The sequence below is a fragment of the Sporichthya sp. genome, assembly GCF_013815995.1.
Lineage (GTDB): Bacteria > Actinomycetota > Actinomycetes > Sporichthyales > Sporichthyaceae > Sporichthya.
This window is the reverse complement of sequence record NZ_JACDFE010000057.1, coordinates 1-4594: the sequence shown is the minus strand read 5'-3', so window position 1 is coordinate 4594 and position 4594 is coordinate 1. Positions and strand designations below refer to the sequence as shown.

3 protein-coding genes are annotated in these 4594 nt (G+C 70.2%); 1 reads left to right on the top strand and 2 read right to left on the bottom strand.

The features are described from left to right. The first annotated feature begins 411 nt into the window (after nucleotides 1-411). Entirely contained in the window at nucleotides 412-1641 is a 1230-nt protein-coding gene (locus H0X00_RS08740; RefSeq protein ID WP_293769118.1) for a hypothetical protein, read from the top strand. Here H0X00_RS08740 and H0X00_RS08735 read toward each other — a convergent pair. Together H0X00_RS08735 and H0X00_RS08730 are read right to left on the bottom strand one after the other, a co-directional pair. Next, nucleotides 1631-2572 carry a phosphate acyltransferase gene (locus tag H0X00_RS08735; protein ID WP_293769116.1) on the bottom strand — a complete coding sequence of 314 codons (942 nt, stop codon included), beginning with the start codon at nucleotides 2570-2572 and terminating at the stop codon, nucleotides 1631-1633. The two genes, H0X00_RS08740 and H0X00_RS08735, sit on opposite strands and share 11 nt — an antisense overlap. A 22-nt stretch (nucleotides 2573-2594) precedes the next feature. Continuing rightward, nucleotides 2595-4400, bottom strand: a complete 1806-nt coding sequence (locus H0X00_RS08730; protein ID WP_293769114.1) for an acyclic terpene utilization AtuA family protein — start codon at nucleotides 4398-4400, stop codon at nucleotides 2595-2597. Between the last annotated feature and the right edge of the window lie 194 nt (nucleotides 4401-4594).

Below are 4594 nucleotides of genomic sequence, written 5' to 3'. Positions count from 1 at the left end.
GAACCGACCCCACGACACACGGGAAGTTCGAAGCCTCCGCATGCGGTTTGGGCTTCTCCGGCTCACCATCCCCAGCGCGCCGGCCTCCCGCCGGGCCCGTGGCGGCTGACATCCGCACGGGCACCGTCGAAGGGGTGCGGGTCAGCTGGACCCGCCCCGCCCCAAGGTTAGCGACGGCTAAAGACTACTGACAAGGTGCGGCGGGCCCGATGGTCACGGCCCGGTTTCGACGGGTTTGTCGCCAAGGCCGCGCCGTTAGACTGGGCAGGCCCGCGGCCCATCCGCCACGGCAGGTGCCGTGTGCCACACGCGTCCAACCCGATGCCGGCCCAGGACCGAATACAGCAGTTCCCGAGCTATGAGCCCCCTGCATGCTCCCCCAGCATGTCCTTCGCCAGGATGCGGTGACAGATGGCAAGTCGACCCGGCCGGATCAGCGGCAAGGCCGCCAAGCGCAACAAGTGGTGGATGAGGCGGCGCAACCAGTGGATCGCCGGTGGCGTCGCTGTCGCACTGCTCGGGGCCACCGGGCTGTCGATCGCTCTCGACGATTCCTCCAGCGACGCCACCGCGGCGGAATCGGCCGGAGACACCTGGAAGAACGGGATCGTCTCGGACTTCGGCTCGATGTCCCAGGGGGCGTTGAACTACCTGAAGACGATCAACGACTGGCGGACCGGGAAGGCGAAGGACCCCGAGGTCGACGCCGCGTCGGGCCTGGCGCTGGACAACTTCCTGTTGACCCGGGACCTGCTGGTGGACCGGGCCGGCTTCGACCAGGCCCCGCGCGCGCTGGTCAACTACCGGGACTCGGTCGAGCTGTACATCGCCCATGCCCGGCTGGCGAAGCTCGGTGTCGGGGTCAAGGACGACCAGCTCAACCGCCAGATCCAGCTGATCATGGGTCGGCTGCGTTACGTCGCTGACCGGTTCTACGACCTCGGCGGCGATGAGATGAAGCCGTACGTCTTCGAGGATCGCGCGGTCGAGGGCTTCGAGTTCACCCGCGCCGTAGACGTCCCCTCCTTCGCCGGCACCGACCTGGCGCCGGGCCCACCGCTGGCCCTGGCCAAGCCGGCCGCCAGCCAGACCCGCGAGTACCAGGAGGTCCGCCCCGAGGAGGAGTTCGCCACCTGGGCGACAACCGTCGAGGCGGCCAAGGTCCCGACCGCCGAGGCCGAGGCGAAAGCCATCAAGAACGGCACCGCGGACGAGCTCGACACCTTCGCCGAGCAGCTGACCGCGGCCTCGGATTATCTGCACGCTGCACCGGACCCGCTGGACGAGCGCGAACTGAGCACCCGGGTCCAGCTGGGCCTCCTGGTCCAGGCCGAGGCCATGCGTTCCGCGCAGGTCAGCAAGCTGGTCCCCGACAAGCTCCGCCCCGAAGCGACCGAGATCACCCAGGTACTCGCCCTGCTCGGCAACTCGATGTGGGACGACCGCCTCGGGGCCCGAGACATCGGCTACCCGCAAACGCTGCTCACCGTTCGCCCGGCTGTCGCGCCGCCGCCGATCGAAGAGGACTACACACCGCCGCCGACCGGCGCCCCCGATCCCGGCGCACCCGGTGCCGGTGTACCGGACCCGGACGCCTCCACCAACCCGGCGACCGACCCGACCACCGCGCCTACGCCTTAGCCGCCCCTACGGCTGACGCCTGGAGCGCGGTGACACAGGCCAGATCGACGATCTCGGCGGCCGTGGCGCCGCGGGACAGGTCGTTCATGGGCAGAGCAAGGCCCTGCAGCACCGGTCCGATCGCGGTCGCGCCGCCGAGGCGGGCCACGAGCTTGTACCCGATGTTGCCGGCGTCGAGGTCGGGGAAGACCAGGACGTTCGCGGCGCCGGCCACCGAACTGCCGGGTGCCTTGGCCGCTCCGACCGCGGCATCGAGGGCGGCGTCGGCCTGCAGGTCGCCGTCGATCGCCAGGTCGGGGCGCCGCTCGCGCGCGAGCGCGAGCGCAGTCACGACCTTGTCCACCCGCGGGTGTCCCGCGCTGCCCCTGGTGGAGAAGCTCAGCAATGCGACACGGGCCGGCTCGCCCAGCAACGCCTCGGCGCTGCCGGCCGACGCGATGGCGATGTCCGCCAGCTGGTCCACTGTCGGATCCGGCACCACCGCGCAGTCGGCGAACACCACGGTGCGCGGTCCGCCCAGCGCGTTCGGGCAGTCCATCAGGAAGAAGCCGGACACCGTCGCCACCCCTTCGGCCGGACCGATCCCCCGCAACGCCGCGCGAACCGTCGCCGCCGTGGTCGCCACCGCCCCCGCCACCGCGCCGTCGGCCAGGCCGGCGCGCACCATCAGCGCGCCGATCAGCAACGGGTCATCGAGTTCGGCCGCGGCGTCGGCGGCCGACACCCCGCGGGCCGTGCGTCGCTCGACGTGACCCGCCGTCAGTTCCGCACGTGCTTGTTGGCGCACATCCGCTGTCAGCAAAATCGCCTGACCGATACCGCCGGCGAAGGTCGCGGCCGCGGCCTGCACCCGCGGGTCGTTCGGCTCGCAGAACACGATCCGCGCGGGCTGCTGCGCCGCCTGCGCCCGCAACCGCTCCGAGAGGGTCACAGTGCCGGGGTCCGCTCGTCGCTCACGGTGCCGTGGCGACCAGCGCTGCCGGGACCGTGACCGGCATGCTCAGCAGGTACTGCGAGAACGTCTTGCCCTGCGCGTCGAAGCGCAGGGACGCCGCGCCGCCGCCGCCGAGGCTCTCGTGGAGCAGGAAGTTCAGGGCGAGCATGTTCGGCAACTCGAAGCGGTCGACCTCACCGTTGCAGATCCCCTTGAACTGTTGCTTGATCACCTCCGCGGTGATGTTCGCCTTGATCCAGTGGTAGATCTCGGGGCTGCGGGCACGGATGCCGACGTTGCCGGTGTCGCCCTTGTCCCCGGAGCGCCCGATGCACAACTGCATCAGCGACACGGTGACCGACTCCGAGGCGGCAAGCTCGCTCGCGTCGTCGGCCGGGGTGGCCTTGCCCAGCGGCGCGGGGGTGACCCGGACGTCGGTGTAGGCGGCCGCGGCCGAGGACACCGGCTCGGTGTTGCCACCGACGGTGACGTTGGCCTTGACCAGCTCGCGGGAGATCAGCGCGGGCCAGTGCGCGACCACCTCAGCGGTACGGGGGCGGCCCTGGTCGGCCGGCACGGTCATGCCCGGCAGCGCCTGCAGCATGCAGCCCACCACCATCGGGGCGAAGTTCTTCTCGATCTTGCTCCGGTCGTGATCGCGCACGCCGAACTGGATCAGGACCTCACTCGGCTCCTCGGCCGCGAGCGAAGGGTGGGTGGAGTCCCAGCCGATGAACGAGGTGTTGCTCTCCTCGTAGAGGTCCGCTCCCCCGGCCGTCGACCAGAACACCTCGGCGACCTTGTCCGCCTTGCGCAGGGTGTCCGGGCCGGAGAGCAGCAGCCGGCCCACCGAGCGGTAACCGTCGGAATAGGACACCGCGACCTTGAGCAGCTCCGGCGGCGCCTCGCCGGTGATCCCGGAGACGCGGACCCGGTCCGGACCCTCCTGGCTCAGCTCGATCGAGTCGAACCGCGCGATGCAGTCCGGGGACAGGTAGGCCGGGCCGCCCATCTCGTACAGCAGCTGCTCGGAGACCGTGTGCACCGAGACCAGGCCGCCGGTGCCCGGGTGCTTGGTGACCACGAACGTGCCGTCCGAGGACGCCTCGACCAGCGGGTAGCCCATGTTGCGGTGATCCGGCACCAGGTGCCAGTCGGTGAAGTTGCCGCCGGTGCACTGGCAACCGCACTCGATGATGTGCCCGGCGACGACGCCCGCGGCGAGCTTGTCCCAGTCATCCGCGGCCCAGCCGAAGTGATGGATCATCGGCGCCAGCGCCACCGAGGTGTCGGTGACCCGGCCGGCGATGATGACGTTCGCGCCCTGCTCCAGGGCCCGCACGATCGCCGGCGCACCGATGTAGACGTTCGCGGACTGCACGTTGGCGCGGACGTCGGAGAGCGGGCGCCCGGTCTCCATGCTGTTCAGCGGCTGGCCGCCGGCCAGCAGGGCGTCGAGGTCGTCGTAGAGGTCGTCGCCGGCGACGACGCCCAGCTTCAGCTTGTCCGCCACGCCGAGCTCGGCGGCGAGGGCCTCCAGGGCAGCGCCACACGCGTGCGGATTCACCCCACCCGCGTTGGCGATGATCGTGACCCCGCGCTCCATGCACGGCACCAGCACGTCGCGCATCTGGGTGATGAAGTCTCCGGCGTACCCGAGCTCAGGCTTGCGGGCCTTCTGCTTCTGCAGGATGGCCATGGTGACCTCGGCCAGGTAATCCATGACCAGGTAGTCGATCGGTCCGCCCTCGACCTGGCGCCGGGCCGCCGTGGGGTCATCACCCCAGAAGCCGCCGCAGTTGGCGATGACGATCTTCTCAGTCATGGGGACCTCCGGGAGCAGCGTATTTCAGCCAAGTAAACCACCATTAACGTGGTCGATCCGGCCGGGCCTCCTGGGAGCTTAAGCACATCTGCCCGCCGACCCCGGAGGGCGGCGGGCAGATGCACCAACTATTGATCAGGCTTACTGCTGAAGCTCAGGCGCCCTTGGCTGCAACCGCGAAGCGGGTGAAGAGG

What these genes read in the sequence shown, in the direction of transcription:
- H0X00_RS08740 (WP_293769118.1), top strand. Translation starts at nt 412, where the DNA reads ATGGCAAGTCGACCCGGCCGGATCAGCGGCAAGGCCGCCAAGCGCAAC.
- H0X00_RS08730 (WP_293769114.1), bottom strand. Translation starts at nt 4,400, where the DNA reads ATGACTGAGAAGATCGTCATCGCCAACTGCGGCGGCTTCTGGGGTGAT.